This is a genomic window from Pseudoalteromonas sp. Angola-30 (assembly GCF_028599215.1).
GTDB classification, from domain to species: Bacteria; Pseudomonadota; Gammaproteobacteria; order Enterobacterales; family Alteromonadaceae; genus Pseudoalteromonas; species Pseudoalteromonas atlantica.
This window is the reverse complement of sequence record NZ_JAQREI010000006.1, coordinates 104,715-120,928: the sequence shown is the minus strand read 5'-3', so window position 1 is coordinate 120,928 and position 16,214 is coordinate 104,715. Positions and strand designations below refer to the sequence as shown.

The window sequence follows — 16,214 nt, the reverse complement described above, 5'->3', positions numbered from 1 at the left end:
ATAACCTTGAATCTCAGTGAATTGCCTTGCACCTCTCTAAAAACGTACTTTAGAACTATTTGCTATATAAACATACGTTTTTAATATTAAAATGAATTTGAGAGTTTTTAGCATTTTATAGAACAGGATAACGGAACGACATTATTTGTATCTGTACAAGTTCCCAGCTTTCAGTTATTGGATACAGATTAATCTATGAACCTTATTGATAAGAGGAGAACATAGAAGCAAAACTGCTAATTTAAAACGTAATTTTATCAATCCATCAGCTATAAAAAGTTATATCAGGCTTTGTGAGTTTAGTTACATCCAGCGCATGTACGCTTTCAACAGGTGAGTGTTTTAGCATATCGTCATGATGCGCTTGTAGTAACTTTATAATGTGTGGGTTTGAAAGCGCGTCTGTTCTAATATCCATTTACACCCCATTTAATCCTTGAATTTAATGCTTTAGGGCTTTAATTAAAGCCCTAAAGTAAATAGCTATATTTAGGCTGCTAGTTTCCACACCACAAACGCAACAGCAAAACCAACCAAGTACACTAAGCCTAACCACGTTAAGCTGCGCAATAGTACGCTGTGTTTAATAGCAGGCTCTGAGCGCACTAGGCTAAAGTTAAGCCATGCAAAAACGGGGGTAGTGACAAAAGCAAGTGTCATGGCAAAGGTAAGCATTGGCCCCAGGGCCGATTTAAAAAATAAAATAACTGCCATACCGGCAAATGCCTGCAGTACTAACCAAATATTTAAACTGTGTTTAGATTGCTTAAAGCCAAGTAGTTTATGTGACTCGTTAAGTGTACGTGCGTAGCCATCAAGCACGGTGAGTGTAGTACCAAACATACATAAAAAAGCAATGGCTGATACAAGTGGCCTTGCCCACTCGCCAATAGTCAGTGCATACATATCAATAAGCTGTTTAGCAAAGGCAACACCGCCAAGCTCAATACTGCTGCTTTGCCCGTATTGCACCAGCACACCTAAGCTAAAAAATACCAATGCTAAGCAGGCTGTTAGCCAATAGCCTACGTTAAAATCGAATAAACCTTGGCTTTTAGTAACCGTTTGCTGAGTTTGTTTTTCTTTAAGCCATAGCGAGCTAAGGGCTGAAATTTCAATGGGTGCTGGCATCCAGCCCATTAACGCGACCATAAAGCTCAGCATAGCCAACTCGTAAGGTGATGGGCCAATATAGTCAGCTGGTGCCATTGGGCCATTACTAAACGCGATAACCAGTGCAATAACAGTAGCAAGCGTTAATAGCCCCATAATGCCTTTAGCAACGCTGTCGAGCGCTTTAAAGTGCCCAAGTAATAAAATAGCTAAACACACACCGAGCAATATCCAACACAGTAGCGTGACTTCTATCACTATTGGCAGTGCATAATGAAGCAAGCTTGCAGTCAGTAATAACACCCCTGCGGTATTAACTATGGCGGCCAGTATATTTAAGCCAATAAAACTATAAAAATAGACAGGGCCTTTATTTTTATAGCCTTCTACTAAACTGTTTTTGGTTGCTAAGGTGTATTCCATACCAAAGCGAAAAAACGGGTACTTTAATACGTTAACAACGAGAATTAGCCAAAACAGTTGCCATCCAAATAGCGCGCCAGCTTGAGTAGATGCAACTAAGTGAGAGCCGCCAATTGCTGCGGTTGCCATTAAGATACCAGGGCCTAGTGCGCCCAATCGAGATTTCCAAGAGGTGTGTGTTTGCTGCATTAATTTCTCAAATTATGTGTGTTATTCGCTCTGGTTATTAATTTTCATAATTAATAACACCGAAGGCTGAATAACTTACCTAAATTAAAGGCAATAAAAAAGAGCCGTAAGGCTCTTTTTTATAGTACTTTGGGACTAAATCTTATTTTAGTTCCATCTCTTGGATGATTTCGTGCGCTATTTCTGGCGTTGTGCTTACAGGCTTTTCGTGTAAATTTGCTTTTATTTGCCCTTTTCGATGTTTTAGTGCTGCATCGAGTTTTTTAGCTGCGCTTGCAATCGCCGGGTACATAACTTCGTTTTCCCCTTTTACCGATATACGCGCACCTTCGTAATTTGTGCTAATTTCTGCTTGGATTTTGTGATGCTCTTTAGACAATATAATGTCGAGTGCGATAAGTGATGGAAAGTGGCTCTCGATTTTTGAAAACTTTTCGTTGATATGCTCTCTAATAGAGTTAGTAACGTCTACATGGTGACCAGAAAGATTAATTTTCATAGGGTATCCTTTTATTTGTTACCTCATAAATAGTATTGGGGGCTATTTAGATTAACACAAGGAAAAAGCACTGATTTTTGAAATTAATTTGTTACTTAAACTGATTTAAATTACAAGTTGTGCAAAGTTTATGCAAAGCCCATAAAGTATGGGCTTTCAGACGTCTAGCCTTTAGCGTTTAGTCTGTGTACGAACAACAATAGTCAGCAAAATCACTCACTTTTACTTTAAAGCTAACATTGGCATCAACGTTAAATGATTCGCCCGCGATAAATGTTTTCCACTGCGTTTCGCCAGGTAATAAAATATCCCATTGGCCGCCTAACAGCTCCATGAGTTCTTTTTTGCTTGTATCAAATACAAATTCGCCTGGTTGCATAAAGCCTAGCGTTTTGGTTGTGCCATCGTTAAATACCACGGTACGGCTTGATACTTTACCGTCAAAATACACGTTCGCTTTTTTAATTACGCTTACATTTTCAAACTGAGACATCCTCACTCCTGTTGTATTATTTTATTTAATCGGCCACCACCTTGCCTGATAGGTCATAGCCTTGCAAGAAAAGCGCTGTGAAAATTACTCATCTAAAATTCAAGCTCAAAAGGCTTTAAGCCAAAAAAGTACTACGTATTACAAGCAGTGTGATTGAAGTATCTTAAGGCTACTACGCCACTTTATAACTCAGTCAGCAAACAAAAAAGCCCGCCCTGTTTTACACAGGGCGGGCTTTTAAATATTAAAGCTAACGGTTAAAACAACGCGTTTGCTTTATTTACAATGTTCTCTACTGTAAAGCCAAAGTGCTCAAACAGCTCACCAGCAGGTGCCGACTCACCAAAGGTAGTCATACCTACTACTGCACCATTTAGGCCTACGTACTTGTACCAGTAATCAGCAATACCTGCTTCTACTGCTACGCGGCGTGTAACGGCTGCCGGTAGTACGCTTTCTTTGTACTGTGCGCTTTGCTCTTCAAATACATCAGTACATGGCATAGATACAACACGTACCTTTTTACCTTGGCTGCGTAGCTCTGTTGCAGAGTCTTGTGCTAGTTGCACCTCAGAACCTGTTGCAATAATAATTAGCTCTGGCTCGCCGTCACAGCTAAGGATGTAACCACCCTTTTTAACATCTGCTAATTGCTGTGCGTCACGCGCTTGTTGCTCAAGACCTTGGCGAGTAAAGATAAGTGATGTAGGACCATCTTTACGCTCAATAGCTTGTTGCCATGCAATTGCCGACTCAACTTGGTCACACGGGCGCCAGTTGTATAAGTTTGGCGTTAAACGCATGCTCGCAATTTGCTCTACCGGTTGGTGAGTTGGACCGTCTTCACCTAGGCCGATTGAATCGTGCGTGTATACAAAAATGCTTGGTTGCTTCATTAGTGCAGCCATACGTACCGCATTTTTTGCGTATTCAACAAACATTAAGAACGTTGCACCGTAAGGAATAAAGCCTTTATGAAGGGCAATACCATTCATAATTGCCGACATACCAAACTCACGTACACCGTAGTAAACGTAGTTACCGCTTGCATCGTCTGCAGTTAGCCCTTTAGAGCCATCCCAAATTGTTAAGTTTGAGCCAGCTAAATCGGCTGAGCCACCCATGAACTCTGGTAATAACGGGCCAAATGCATTTAATGCATTTTGCGACGCTTTACGAGATGCAGGGTTTGCAGGGTTTGCTTGTAGTTGCTCTATGTACGCTTGAGATTTTTCAGCCCAATCGCCTGGAAGTTCGTTATTAATACGGCGCTTATATTCAGCTGCAAGCTCTGGGTATGCCTTTGCGTATGCTGCAAATTTTTCGTCCCAGCTAGATTCAAGCTGTTGACCCTTTTCTTTGCTATCCCACTGTGCGTAAATATCATCAGGGATTTCAAATGCACCGCCAGACCAGCCTAAAAATTCGCGAGACGCTGTAATTTCGTCATCACCTAATGGCGCGCCGTGACAATCGTGGCTACCAGATTTATTAGGTGAACCGTAACCAATCACTGTTTTACAACAAATTAGTGATGGTTTGTCGGTAACACTTTGAGCCTCTGCTATTGCAGCACTAACAGCATCGCTGTCGTGGCCATCAACGTCACTTATTACATGCCAGCCGTACGCTTTAAATCGTGCTGGTGTATCGTCGCTAAACCAACCTTCAACTTCACCATCGATTGAAATACCGTTGTCATCCCAAAAAGCCACTAACTTGCCAAGGCCTAATGTGCCAGCAAGTGAACATGCTTCATGAGAAATACCTTCCATTAAACAACCGTCACCCATAAATGCATATGTGTAGTGATCAACAATGTCGTGGCCTTCACGGTTAAATTGTGCAGCAAGCGCTTTTTCAGCAATCGCCATACCTACCGCATTTGTGATCCCCTGACCTAGTGGGCCCGTAGTAGTTTCAATTCCTGGTGCATAACCGTACTCAGGGTGGCCTGGCGTTTTAGAATGCATTTGACGGAAGTTTTTAATTTCATCAAGTGGTAAGTCGTAACCAGTTAGGTGCAATAGAGAATAGATAAGCATTGAACCGTGGCCATTTGAAAGAATAAATCTGTCACGGTCAGCCCACTCTGGATTAGTTGGATTATGCTTTAGATAATCGCGCCATAATACTTCTGCGATATCGGCCATGCCCATTGGGGCTCCAGGGTGGCCAGATTTGGCCTTTTGTACTGCGTCCATTGACAAGACGCGAATAGCATTTGCAAGTTCTTTGCGAGATGGCATGAATTCTCCTACCTTTATGTGTATTTGCGCGGGTACTTATGTGTTCGTTAATACCCTTAAGTAACTTAAGAGCTGTTATAGCAACCATTCTTACTTAATGTGGGTGCAGTGTGCAATTAAAAACCCCATAAAAATGGGCTATTATGAATATTTTTTAAGACCAAAAAGTTATTACTCATTTTATTTAGACGTCTAGGCGTAAAAACACTATGCAAGGTGTTTTGTTTTAGATAAAATACGCCCCTTAATTTTTTAGCGCTAATACCGACGTTTGTGAAGCGCAATATTTGTGAGCAGAAATACAATGGCAAAACATTTATTTACTTCTGAATCTGTTTCTGAAGGTCATCCGGATAAAATCGCCGATCAAATCTCTGATGCGGTACTTGATGCTATCCTAGAGCAAGACTCTCATGCCCGTGTTGCGTGCGAAACTTACGTAAAAACCGGTATGGTTATGGTTGGTGGTGAAATTACCACTAGCGCATGGGTTGATATTGAAGAAATTACACGTAAAACAGTACGTGAAATTGGCTACACGCATTCAGACATGGGTTTCGATGCAGACTCGTGTGCAATTTTAAACACTATTGGTAAGCAGTCTCCTGATATTAACCAAGGTGTTGACCGTACTAGCCCAGAAGAACAAGGTGCTGGCGACCAAGGCTTAATGTTTGGTTATGCATGTAACGAAACAGAAGTACTAATGCCTGCGCCAATTACTTACTCACACCGTTTAGTACAGCGCCAAGCGCAAGTACGTAAAAGCGGCGAGCTTAACTGGTTACGCCCAGATGCAAAATCTCAAGTAACTTTTGCATACGAAAACGGCAAGCCAGTAGGTATTGATGCAGTTGTACTTTCTACTCAGCACGCAGAAGAAATTTCGCAAAATGACTTAGTAGAAGCCGTGATGGAAACCATCATAAAGCCAGTACTTCCTGCCGAGCTTATTACTAGCGCGACTAAATTTTTCATTAACCCAACAGGTCGCTTTGTAATTGGCGGACCAATGGGCGACTGTGGTTTAACAGGTCGTAAAATCATCGTAGATACATACGGTGGTATGGCACGTCACGGTGGTGGTGCTTTCTCAGGTAAAGATCCATCAAAAGTTGACCGCTCAGCTGCATACGCTGCACGTTACGTAGCTAAAAACGTAGTGGCTGCAGGCCTTGCTGATAAGTGTGAGCTACAAGTATCTTACGCAATTGGTGTGGCAGAGCCTACCTCTATCAGCGTTGAAACCTTTGGTACGAGCAAGCTTGAAGAAGGTCGTTTAATTGAGCTTATTCGTGAGCACTTTGACCTACGCCCTTACGGCTTAATTCAAATGCTTGATTTAGAGCGCCCTATCTACCAACCAACAGCGGCATACGGTCACTTTGGTCGTGACGAATTCCCATGGGAACGTACAGATAAAGCAGACGCACTTCGCGCAGCTGCTGGCCTTTAAGCCAAAATGCATTAAATAATAAACGGCCCTTTTAAGGGCCGTTTTTATATCTAAAGCAAAGGCTAATTATGCGCTTTATATCAATTGCATTAATTTAGTTATTTATCATAGCACCCAGTAAAGAGTGCAATAACAAAGGAATTTACGGCGTACAGTTATTTTATATAAATAATTTTAACGCAGTCAGTGCGCTATTTAATACGCTAAACTAATCGTGTTTTGAATTAAATTGGTATTAGCTAGCCCTCGAATTTCGTACGGTTTTAGGTATATACTCTTTGCATAATAAAAGCTTAAGGGATAAGTAAATGGCCAATAATTTTCGCGTTATGTTTGTAGGGCTCGCCGAGGGCACTGAGGCTAAAACGGCCTGCGTTAATTTAGCAAGTAAACTAAAAACGTCTGAAGATAAAGTAACTCAGTTTTTTAATGGCAAAGCACTCTTTGCACCTAGCAATAAAGACAAAGCCTTAAAGCAGGCCAAATTACTGGCAAGCCTAGGCATTAAAAGTAAGTTACAAGCCACAGGTGAGCTGCCCACTCAAAGCCCTAGCGCAGCTAGTCAGCGGGATGAACGGATTTTTGATGCCCTTGATTACATAACGAGCAGCCTGATCCGCCTAGAAGAAAAACTAGAAGAGCTAGAACAAAGGCTTCCAAGCAATGAGCTAAAAAGCCCTACAGACGAAAGCGATGACTGGCAAGAAGATGATCTTATGCTTGACGAGCAGCTCGATGAACCCGTTAAAACGCGTAGCAATACTTTGTTATATTCACTGATTGCCACTGCCGTTTTACTACTTATTGTGCTTGCTGTTTACTTAGCTTTTCCTGATTTAGTGTCTATTTAATCAAAGGTGCGTAATTACAATGAGCAATAAACGTACACACATACGCCAATCTATTCGCCAATTACGCAATAATCTATCAAAAAAACAGCAAGAAAAAGCCGCAGCACAGTTAAAGTTGAATTTTACTCAACAGCTAAATAGCGATAAAACAGCCTCAAAAAAACATATAGCCATTTACTTTAGTAACGATGGAGAATTAGATACATCATTGTTAATTAATGAGTTATGGCGACAAGGCCACACCCTTTACTTACCCGTTATACACCCATTTAATGGGGCTACTTTGCTGTTTCAACGCTATGAAAAAAACTCACCCATGAGGGCAAATCGCTATGGTATCTTGGAGCCTAAGCTGAACTGCTCTCAAATATGCCCATTAACTGATTTAGATTACTTACTGATGCCACTTGTAGCATTTGATAATCAAGGTAACAGATTAGGAATGGGGGGTGGATTTTACGATAAAACACTGGCGCAATTACACGCTTACAATTGGCAAAAACCGCAACTTATAGGCTTAGCACACAGCTGCCAAAAAGTAGATGCACTGCCAATTGAATCGTGGGATGTTCCACTTAAAACCATTATTACTCCCGATAAAATTTATCACTGGTAATAAACACCCACTACACATTTGAAATATGAGCATAACAATGACGCAAGACGAATTAAAAAAAGCAGCTGCGTGGGCTGCACTCGAGTTTGTAAAAGAAAACACCATTGTTGGTGTGGGGACAGGCTCTACCGTAAATCATTTTATTGATGCCCTAGGCACAGTAAAAGACACCATAAAGGGTGCGGTATCTAGCTCTGAGGCTTCAACAGCGCGTTTACACGCGTTAGGTATTGAAGTGTTTGAGCTAAACGATGTAGATGCTCTTGATGTATACGTAGACGGCGCAGATGAAATTAATGCCCAAAACGAAATGATCAAAGGCGGCGGCGCAGCACTTACCCGCGAAAAAATAGTCGCAGCCGTTGCAAAACAATTTGTTTGTATTGTTGATGACACAAAATTAGTAGATACATTGGGCGATTTTCCGCTTCCGGTAGAAGTTATACCCATGGCACGCAGCTACGTAGCGCGTGAATTATTAAAACTTGGTGGCGACCCTGTGTACCGCCAAGGCGTAGTAACCGATAACGGTAACGTTATTTTAGATGTACACAATTTAAGTATTAGTAATGCCAAACAACTTGAAACACAAATTAATTCAATTGTTGGCGTAGTTACCAACGGCCTATTTGCGATGCGCGGCGCTGATAAAGTGATTATCGGCACTAAAAATGGGCCACAAATTAAATAGGATGAGGTTATGAGTAAGGTATCGTTAGCAAAAGACAAAATTAAAATTCTCTTGCTTGAAGGTGTTCACCAAAGCGCAGTAGAAACGCTTAAACGTAATGGTTACAGCAACATCGACTACGTAAAAACATCGCTACCTGAGGACGAACTTAAAGAGCGTATTAAAGATGTGCACTTTGTAGGGCTTCGTTCTCGTACTCATATTAACCAAGCAGTTTTAGACTCAGCTGAAAAGCTAGTAGCCATTGGTTGTTTTTGTATTGGTACTAACCAAGTTGACTTAAACTCAGCTCGCGAGCGCGGTATTGCGGTATTTAATGCACCGTTTTCAAACACTCGTTCAGTAGCTGAGCTTGTACTTGGCGAAATACTATTACTATTACGTGGTATTCCAGAGCGTAATGCAGCAGCGCACCGTGGCGGCTGGTTAAAAACAGCAACCGGCTCGTTTGAAGCGCGCGGTAAAACGCTCGGGATTATTGGTTACGGCCACATAGGTACACAGCTTGGTATTATGGCTGAAAACATAGGTATGAACGTAGAGTATTACGACATTGAAGATAAGCTCTCTTTAGGTAATGCAACACAAATTCATAACCTAACACAGCTTTTACAGCGCGCTGATATTATTAGTTTACACGTACCAGAAACACCGCAAACTAAAAACCTAATTGGCACAGCAGAACTTGCCGTAATGAAGCAAGGGTCAATACTAATTAACGCTTCACGCGGTACTGTAGTGGATATTGATGCACTTGCCGAAGCACTTAGCGAGAAAAAGCTAAGCGGCGCAGCTATTGATGTATTCCCTGTTGAGCCAAAATCTAACGAAGAAGAATTTGTATCGCCACTGCGTGAATTCGACAACGTTATTTTAACGCCGCACATTGGTGGCTCTACCCAAGAAGCGCAAGAAAACATTGGTATTGAAGTAGCCGGTAAATTAGCTAAATACTCAGATAATGGTTCAACTATTACAGCGGTTAACTTCCCTGAGGTTTCGCTTCCAGAGCTTGCTAACCGTAGCCGCTTATTGCACGTACACCACAACCGCCCTGGCGTACTTACACAAATTAACCAAGCGTTTGCCCAGCACGGTATTAATATTGCCGCTCAGTACTTACAAACTGATGAATCAATTGGTTATGTAGTTATTGACGTAGATACCGATCAGTCAGAAGTTGCACTTAAAGAGTTAAGCGCAGTAGAAGGTACAATTAGAGCGCGTATTCTTCACTAAAAGATGAAGTGTAAAAAATAATTAAATAAACACCGTGTTTAAAATAAATACGGTGTTTTTTATTTTAAAGCTAACTTAACTTTAAGCTCTCATTTCAACGCATTTACCTAGGTGCCCATTATAAACCTTGAGTAGCTCCTTGCTTAAACAGTTTCAAGTTTTCATAGCCACTTATACTTTCACAGCTGATGCTATCCACGCATTTACCTCCTTTAATACGACTCGATACGGCGGTTCGCATACTAGGCATATTTTTTATATTAGTGATAAAATTACCCATTGTTTGCTTTTCTCTAACAACGGTTATACGCTCAATATCTTTATTTTCAGGCTCTCTTGGTAAATCAATGCCTAAAGCGGCAAGCTTTAGTTTTGCCCTTGGGTCTTTTATAGCCGCCTTTTTATAATGCTTAATTGCTTTTTCTTTATTGGATTGACCTAAAATTGCTGATTCATACACTTTAGCTAGTAAAAAATTTGCCCTCACATAGCCCTTATTTGCTGCCAGTTCTAGCTTTTCTTTTGCTTCTAAAGCATTATCTTTTGTCGGGTTATTAGTTAGCATATATGCTGCAATATAATAATTTGCTTTTGGTAACTTTTTAGCGGCGTGTCGTAAGTTTGTAAAGCCAAGGCTTTTATTAACTTCACCACCTTGGCCTTCAATCATCATTATGCCAAGTTTAAACTGGCTATTAGGCAGCCCCCAACGAGCGGCGTCATAAAAGTACCTTCTTGCTTTTTTTAAATCTTGCTCTACACCATAACCATTATAATAAAAAGTGCCCAACATCTCTTGAGCAAGTGGGATCTGTTGACGTGAGTATCGCTTTAGTTTCTTAAACTCTTCCTTACATTTTTCTGAAGAGCATGACTCCACCTTGATATTGTGCTCAAAATTAGTTTTTGCTGATAAGGCAGGCGAAAGCGATAAGATTATTACTTGGGTAAGAATTAAAAATAAGCGCATAATTAGGTCCATTTCCGTATGTATAACTAATACACTAGCCAAACAGAGACTAAAAAACAAGCAGTTCAACCAATGAAAAAGCATTTAAAAACAGATTATTATATTGCATAAAAAAGCGTGAGATATACCCACGCTCTAACAACTTCATTGTTTGCAGCCAACCATATAGGCAACTACAAAGCTAAAACGACTTTACTCGCCTTTAACTTCTAAATTAACAAATTTAACTAGCTCTTCTGGCTGGCCAGCTAACATCATTATTTGCTGGTTTACTTCCATCATGGTTTTACCTTCAGGCAATTTTGCCGATATGCTTAATGAGTTTAAACCTTTGGCAAAATCAGTCAGCGCCTGTGCTATTTCTTCAGTTACGGGAGCTTGCTGTAACTGTTGCTGTAGCGTCATTTGCATTTGCTCAAGCGTCATACCTTGTTTTTCAAGCTCGCTCACAAATAGCTCTTTTAATTTGCCTTGGTTATTAAGTACTAAATTAATATTACGTGGCTCAAGCTTGCTCATAGCTTGCATAACTAAGGTTTGCTGTTGTAACTCTTGCTCGTACGTAAGCGGCGTGTCACCTGCTTCTTGCTGTGCTTTGCTTATCGCAAGGGATGCGTCCATTAATGCTTTAGAATTGGCAAGGCCTACATCCATATTAAAACTAGCAATATCTTTTGCATCTAGTTTTAAAACTACGTCACTGTCGCCAGATTGTTCATCGTAATCGAGCGATGAGCTTAAGTCGTAACTTGCAGAGGCAAGCATTTCGTTTGTATCAGCAGGTAGTTTTGCTACAAAGTCTTTATCGAACTGAAAGCTTTTTACTGTAAACGATGTATGTGGCGATATTTTATCGGTTTCGTAACCGGTTACTTCAATACTTTGAATATGCGCTACGTTATCACCTTCAGGGCTAATTACTTCCATGTTAGTAATTTCAACACTTTGAGAAATAACACTTGCCGATAAACCCGCGTATTTAAATGTTGCACCGGTTTGATCGCTCACTAAAGCAAGCTGCTTGTCTACTTCGGTACGTACTTCTTGAGTTGCTACATAGTTTGCGTAGCTAACACCGCCTACGCCAGCTGCAACAATGGCTATGGCTATTACGAGTTTTTTCATGCTATTTCCTTATTCTGATCTGTATATAAATTATATTTGCTCAAGAGTAACATTGCACAGCAGCCGCTGTAAGCGTTAATTAATTAAACTCAGTAACTCGTGCACGGTTTTTACTGGCGTAATTTTAGCCCCTAGTCCTTCCATCGATTTATGGTAATTACGAAACGGAATAAATATTTCAGTAAACCCATGCTGAGCCGCTTCTTTAACCCGTGGTACACCGCTGTCGATTGGGCGCACATCGCCGTTTAAACTAAGCTCTCCCATAATGCAGGTTGTACGCGGTACAACAAACTCGTTTAAGCTGCTTAAAAGCGCGGTTACTAACGCTAAATCAATACAGGTTTCGGTTTCATCGATTCGTAAGCCGCCCACAATATTAAAAAATGTATCGTGAAATATTTTAGTTTTGGTGTGTTTGCGTAAAATACCAGTGAGCATTTTTATTCGGTTCATGTTTAAACCCACGCACACACGCTGCGGAAATTCGGCTTCGGTTTCGGTGGTTAAACATTGAATTTCGAGCAATAAATTACGGTTACCTTTTCGGATACACGTAATAGTAGAGCCTGGTGATTCAGTACTTGATCCCGATAAAAAAATCTCGCTGGGGTTATCAACACTTAGCATGCCGCGTTCGCACATTTTAAAAATGCCTACGGTATCAATATCACCAAAACGGTTTTTATTAGCTCTAAGCGTACGTACTTGTCCATCATTCGTGTCAATGTGCAATAAGGCATCCACTATATGCACTAATGTTTGCGGACCTGCAATTTCGTTGTTTTTGTTTACATGGGCAATAATAAACATAGTGACATCGTTTTGCTTACAATACTGAGTAAGCGCTTGCGCGGCACTTTTTACTTGCGAAGGCGAACCAGGGCTGCCATTTGCAGTATCGGTTACAACCGCCTGAATAGAGTCGATAACAGCAAACTTAATTTTATTTTTATCAAGTTCTTCAATAATGGTTTCTACGCTAGTTTCAGAAAGTAAATAAAGCTCATCGGCGTTATAGTTAAGCTTTAAGCGGTTTACACGGTTTTTAAACTGCGACAACGACTCCTCAGCAGTACAATAAAGTGATGGCATACGCTGCGACATTCTGGCTACTAAATCAGATAACAGCGTTGTTTTACCTGCCCCTGGGTCGCCCGATATAATATTAACCGAGCCCGTGGTTACGCCGCCGCTTAGTACACGGTCAAGCTCGCCTATTTCTGTTAGCTGCTTTTCGGCCTCGGTGGTGGCTACATCATCAATTTTTTTAGAGCCACCACCAATACCACCTGCATAACCACCAACCGTTGCTCGCGCAGCGGCTTTTTTACTTTGCCCTGCAGAGGGTTTAAATTCTGCCAACGTGTTCCACGCACCACAGCGACACTGACCTTGCCAACGTTGGTAGTTCATACCACACTCTGTACAAACAAATTCTACTTTTGCCGCCTTAGCCATTTATAACCTTACCTACTATTCTTTAATTTAAAATGCATACATTTAGTTGTTTATTTTATCATGGGGAGAACGACATAGCAGCGCTACATTGCTAAAGCCAATCAAGGATCTATATTAGAAACAAACACATGTAATTTTCTCTTTTACTTTAAGTTAGGGCATACTTATTGCTTTTAAATACTTTAAAGTAACTTGCCAACAAATTGGCATTTAACACATAATAACAAGAGTTAAACTGTACTTACACGAAAAATCGTACCTATATTAACAACATAGCACGATGTTACGTTTATTGAATTTTTCAAATAAATGGACTTTACAGTATACCTACTTTTCAATTAGACGGTGACGATTTATAAATGGCTGAAGACATACTGCTCAAACACGAAGACCTCGTAAATGAGCTAAAAACCTATTTAGGTAACGCAAAGTTCGACCTAATTTTCAAATCTAAAACGGCAGGTTTAACAAAGCCTGAGCAGTTTTTAATGAAAATGGAAATGTCGCGCCTATCTCAGCCAGTTGCCCGTTTTGTTGACCTGCGAGGCTTAGTAACAGGCCAAGTTCGCCCGTATGAGCACAATGGTAAACAACACTTTATGGATGACACCGCCATAGAAGTATTTGAGGCAGCCTTAAAACAACACGGCGGCTATACTTTAGCGGTATACGAAGCGGTAATGAATACCGAAAACAACCATCGCGTACTACAAAAACAAGCACAAGAGCAAAGTGATACACAAGTTGAAAACGACACTCTGACTACCAGCGTAATAAAATTTGCCTCTTATGAAAGCCGCTCTGAGGAGCGAATGAACTACTCGATTAAAGTTAAAATTGAGTACAACGATAAGAAAAACATTGCCGCGAGTACCTCAGATATCTCTTTGAGTGGTTGTAAAATTAAGCTTCCTACCCGCCAAATTATAAAAAAAGGGCAGCTAATTGCCATGCGGCTAGTAGGGCTTGAGCAAGATTTTGAGCTAGGCCTTAAAAATGGCATTCAATATGAAGTAGTTGCAGTTGAAAACATATCTCGTGAATATAACCACATTCGTTTAAAGCGTACTTTTATAGAAAAAAATGAAGCATTCGATAATTTTTTAGATAGCTTTATAAACGGTAATAAACGCCGCTATAAAGTGAACTTAGATAACACCCTAGATGCTTTGGTTTCAAAGGGTTATGAGCAATATTATATTCCGCGCGTTACCTCTTTATACGTATTTTTAAGTAAAAAAGGCGAACAAATTGTTCCTAGTTTAAGCCTAACCACTGAAAATAATATTTTTATTCAGCGCTATTTTACTGATGAACGAAAAGTGCCCTGCTTATATAGCATTTTAAATAATCAACGTATTAGCCAAATGCTTACCCAAGTAAACGCAGTAAAAGAAGATTACTTATATACGTTTACTCATGTTTCTGCAGGAAAAATCTATTACTACTCAGCCACGCGTACAGAGCTTAATAACAACCCTAAATTAAGAAACCTATTTTTAGGGTTTGGTAGCCAAAAAGACAGCTGGCAATGCTTTAAATTACAAGTTATGCCAAGCCACCCAGATGATTCGTTTATTCCATTATCGTTGCCTAATTCGGCGGGTAAAAACATAGAAAAGCTAAATAAGCCACCTTCTCCAAGAGTGGCAGGCCTTATAAAAGATGTAAAATATATTGCGGTTTTAACCACCATTGGCAACAGTGAAGAACAAGCGCATTATAAGAAGCAGCCCTACGATAAGGCGTTAGTTAACCAGCTTAAACATTTTGGCCACGCTAAGCATAATAAGCCTCCTTATTTAGATATTGTGCCACTAGAGTATGTAAATTTACGCTCTCACAAACGATACTTATATAAAACACCTGCCGAGCTTACGTTTGAGGATAAGCAGTATCAGGCTCATACTCGGGATTTTTCGGTTATGGGTTTGCAATTAGAGTCAGCCTCGCCGGTTAGCTTTAAAAAAGGTGATATTGTTTTACTGTCTTTCCCCGATTTACAAAAAATAACTAAAAAGCATAATTTAAGTGAGCTTAAATACGAAGTGATGGCAATTAGTAAGTCGTTAACGACCATTAATTTAAAAGCCAACAGAGTTGCTGACTTACCACATGCAGGGGTTAACTTTTTTACCCAATTAATTCAAAGTAATAAAGATAAATTAAAAGTGTCTGAAGAAGCGCCTAAAATAGAAGGCCTTTCTACCGCACTGAGAAATATGGTGACCAAAAGTGTGTGCCAATTCCCGCTTTATTTACATAAAGAAGCAAGCCACTTTATTCCAGGTGCCATAGGTTTTGGTTTATATGCCAGCCCAATTCACGTGATTTTACAAAATTTTGGCTTATTAAATAATAAAACTGACCTAAGCCATATTTTAACGCAGCAACAAATTATTGATGTGATCACCCCAAGCATTAAAGATCGTAGCCGACAAGACCCGCCTTTGCCGTTTACACTCGCAATTAATTTTGACCCTAAACAAGATAACATTGAAAAGGCTGTGACGAGCCAATGCGTACTAGGCGAAACCTATTCGAGCTTTAGTGAGCAAATTAGCGCAGGCGTTAAGTCTGAGCTGGTATTTGTTATGCGCTTGTACTTATCGCGAACGGGTCGCCCAGATACAGACTACCTATCAAACGAACTTAAATATGTAAGCCAATATGCAATGCACAAAGCAAAAGACATAGAAGAAGCGCTGTGGGCAGTATCTGGGGTGGGTGATATTGTAGATATAACCGACGAAGCGCTTAGCCATTTAGAGTTAGATCAAAAGCAGGTCGCTCAAATGGGCCGCAGAAAGCTGTTATGGTTAAACCGCTTGCGCTAAGC

At 40.4% G+C, this 16,214-nt stretch carries 13 protein-coding genes and 1 pseudogene; 6 read left to right on the top strand and 8 right to left on the bottom strand.

Going from position 1 to position 16,214, the window contains the following annotated elements:
- Positions 1-268: 268 nt before the first annotated feature.
- From PSH54_RS10155 to tkt, 5 genes and pseudogenes are all read right to left on the bottom strand, one after another.
- Positions 269-418, bottom strand: a pseudogene (locus PSH54_RS10155) (GNAT family N-acetyltransferase); the annotation flags it as partial.
- A gap of 71 nt (positions 419-489) precedes the next feature.
- Positions 490-1,725, bottom strand: a complete 1,236-nt coding sequence (locus PSH54_RS10150; protein ID WP_031289801.1) for an NRAMP family divalent metal transporter — start codon at positions 1,723-1,725, stop codon at positions 490-492.
- Positions 1,726-1,867: 142 nt separating this feature from the next.
- Positions 1,868-2,224: a ribosome hibernation-promoting factor, HPF/YfiA family gene (gene hpf, locus PSH54_RS10145; RefSeq protein WP_024033129.1), complete on the bottom strand. Its 357-nt coding sequence runs from the start codon at positions 2,222-2,224 to the stop codon at positions 1,868-1,870.
- 178 nt (positions 2,225-2,402) lie between these two features.
- Positions 2,403-2,717 (bottom strand): pyrimidine/purine nucleoside phosphorylase, encoded by a 315-nt coding sequence (gene ppnP / locus PSH54_RS10140; RefSeq protein ID WP_024033130.1) that lies wholly within the window; start codon positions 2,715-2,717, stop codon positions 2,403-2,405.
- A gap of 257 nt (positions 2,718-2,974) precedes the next feature.
- Positions 2,975-4,966, bottom strand: a complete 1,992-nt coding sequence (gene tkt / locus PSH54_RS10135) for a transketolase (protein ID WP_273606068.1) — start codon at positions 4,964-4,966, stop codon at positions 2,975-2,977.
- Positions 4,967-5,270: 304 nt separating this feature from the next.
- On the opposite strand from tkt, the gene metK reads away from it, so the two are divergent.
- The 5 genes from metK to serA all read left to right on the top strand — a co-directional run bounded on the left by metK (position 5,271) and on the right by serA (position 9,819).
- Positions 5,271-6,422: a methionine adenosyltransferase gene (gene metK / locus PSH54_RS10130; protein WP_004586168.1), complete on the top strand. Its 1,152-nt coding sequence runs from the start codon at positions 5,271-5,273 to the stop codon at positions 6,420-6,422.
- Between the two features lie 308 nt (positions 6,423-6,730).
- Entirely contained in the window at positions 6,731-7,273 is a 543-nt protein-coding gene (locus PSH54_RS10125; RefSeq protein WP_273606067.1) for a hypothetical protein, read from the top strand.
- Between the two features lie 19 nt (positions 7,274-7,292).
- Positions 7,293-7,889 (top strand): 5-formyltetrahydrofolate cyclo-ligase, encoded by a 597-nt coding sequence (locus tag PSH54_RS10120; RefSeq protein WP_024033134.1) that lies wholly within the window; start codon positions 7,293-7,295, stop codon positions 7,887-7,889.
- A gap of 37 nt (positions 7,890-7,926) precedes the next feature.
- Complete coding sequence (gene rpiA, locus PSH54_RS10115) at positions 7,927-8,580, top strand: ribose-5-phosphate isomerase RpiA (protein ID WP_121637870.1); 654 nt, start codon at positions 7,927-7,929, stop codon at positions 8,578-8,580.
- A 9-nt stretch (positions 8,581-8,589) separates the two neighbouring features.
- The gene (gene serA, locus PSH54_RS10110; protein ID WP_004586164.1) at positions 8,590-9,819 is read left to right on the top strand and encodes a phosphoglycerate dehydrogenase; all 1,230 of its coding nucleotides are present in this window, start codon (positions 8,590-8,592) and stop codon (positions 9,817-9,819) included.
- 118 nt (positions 9,820-9,937) lie between these two features.
- Here serA and PSH54_RS10105 read toward each other — a convergent pair whose 3' ends face one another.
- The 3 genes from PSH54_RS10105 to radA all read right to left on the bottom strand — a co-directional run bounded on the left by PSH54_RS10105 (position 9,938) and on the right by radA (position 13,375).
- Positions 9,938-10,789, bottom strand: a complete 852-nt coding sequence (locus PSH54_RS10105) for a tetratricopeptide repeat protein (protein WP_273606066.1) — start codon at positions 10,787-10,789, stop codon at positions 9,938-9,940.
- A gap of 192 nt (positions 10,790-10,981) precedes the next feature.
- Positions 10,982-11,914: a hypothetical protein gene (locus tag PSH54_RS10100; protein WP_029774278.1), complete on the bottom strand. Its 933-nt coding sequence runs from the start codon at positions 11,912-11,914 to the stop codon at positions 10,982-10,984.
- A gap of 75 nt (positions 11,915-11,989) precedes the next feature.
- On the bottom strand, positions 11,990-13,375 hold the full coding sequence (radA, locus tag PSH54_RS10095) for a DNA repair protein RadA (protein WP_004586161.1): 1,386 nt from the start codon (positions 13,373-13,375) through the stop codon (positions 11,990-11,992).
- A gap of 359 nt (positions 13,376-13,734) precedes the next feature.
- Here radA and PSH54_RS10090 point away from each other — a divergent pair, with 359 nt between their 5' ends.
- Positions 13,735-16,212, top strand: a complete 2,478-nt coding sequence (locus PSH54_RS10090) for a PilZ domain-containing protein (protein WP_273606065.1) — start codon at positions 13,735-13,737, stop codon at positions 16,210-16,212.
- The last annotated feature ends 2 nt before the right edge of the window (positions 16,213-16,214 follow it).

Coding starts and splice junctions, on each gene's coding strand:
- PSH54_RS10150 (WP_031289801.1), bottom strand. CDS start 1,725: ATGCAGCAAACACACACCTCTTGGAAATCTCGATTGGGCGCACTAGGC.
- hpf (WP_024033129.1), bottom strand. CDS start 2,224: ATGAAAATTAATCTTTCTGGTCACCATGTAGACGTTACTAACTCTATT.
- ppnP (WP_024033130.1), bottom strand. CDS start 2,717: ATGTCTCAGTTTGAAAATGTAAGCGTAATTAAAAAAGCGAACGTGTAT.
- tkt (WP_273606068.1), bottom strand. CDS start 4,966: ATGCCATCTCGCAAAGAACTTGCAAATGCTATTCGCGTCTTGTCAATG.
- metK (WP_004586168.1), top strand. CDS start 5,271: ATGGCAAAACATTTATTTACTTCTGAATCTGTTTCTGAAGGTCATCCG.
- PSH54_RS10125 (WP_273606067.1), top strand. CDS start 6,731: ATGGCCAATAATTTTCGCGTTATGTTTGTAGGGCTCGCCGAGGGCACT.
- PSH54_RS10120 (WP_024033134.1), top strand. CDS start 7,293: ATGAGCAATAAACGTACACACATACGCCAATCTATTCGCCAATTACGC.
- rpiA (WP_121637870.1), top strand. CDS start 7,927: ATGACGCAAGACGAATTAAAAAAAGCAGCTGCGTGGGCTGCACTCGAG.
- serA (WP_004586164.1), top strand. CDS start 8,590: ATGAGTAAGGTATCGTTAGCAAAAGACAAAATTAAAATTCTCTTGCTT.
- PSH54_RS10105 (WP_273606066.1), bottom strand. CDS start 10,789: ATGCGCTTATTTTTAATTCTTACCCAAGTAATAATCTTATCGCTTTCG.
- PSH54_RS10100 (WP_029774278.1), bottom strand. CDS start 11,914: ATGAAAAAACTCGTAATAGCCATAGCCATTGTTGCAGCTGGCGTAGGC.
- radA (WP_004586161.1), bottom strand. CDS start 13,375: ATGGCTAAGGCGGCAAAAGTAGAATTTGTTTGTACAGAGTGTGGTATG.
- PSH54_RS10090 (WP_273606065.1), top strand. CDS start 13,735: ATGGCTGAAGACATACTGCTCAAACACGAAGACCTCGTAAATGAGCTA.